This window comes from Psychrobacter pasteurii, from assembly GCF_900162815.1.
In the GTDB taxonomy this organism is placed as follows: Bacteria; Pseudomonadota; Gammaproteobacteria; order Pseudomonadales; family Moraxellaceae; genus Psychrobacter; species Psychrobacter pasteurii.
In genome coordinates this window covers 1-451 of the sequence record NZ_FUGD01000212.1, presented here as the reverse complement: position 1 = coordinate 451, position 451 = coordinate 1, and the positions used below count along the sequence as shown (strand labels likewise).

General features: G+C 38.8%; 1 pseudogene. It reads left to right on the top strand.

Annotated features, from left to right (window positions below):
- Positions 1 to 451 (top strand): annotated as a pseudogene (locus tag A1232T_RS13480) (RNA-guided endonuclease InsQ/TnpB family protein); the annotation flags it as partial.

The following is a 451-nucleotide window of genomic DNA, read 5'->3' as shown; positions in this document are numbered from 1 at the left end:
AAAACAATTTAAAAAAGCCAAGCTTAACTGGCGTACCAATCGTCCTGATGCCAAACGTAAATCACTGGGCTGGATACCTTTTAAAAAGTCTGCTATCAAATACCTAAGCACAAGACAAACGGGCAAGAAAGCACTTAAATCAAAAATTCAGCTATCACTTTCTAAAGGTCAAAAGCTCATCATAGATGTATTCGATAGTTACAACCTAAGCCTATATCAGATAAACACTTTAGAGATAGTACAAGACAGTCGTAATCGTTGGTATGCGTGTATTACCGTTAAAGACTTTCCTAAGCAAGCAGGTGGTATGGGCAGCGTTGGTATTGATTTAGGCTTGAAAGAGTCTGCTACTACCTCAAATGGTGACAAGCTAACTATTAAGCAAACGCAAAAATGGGCGAATAAATTAGCAGTAGCCCAGCGTGCTAAGAATAAAAAGCGTGTCAAAGCA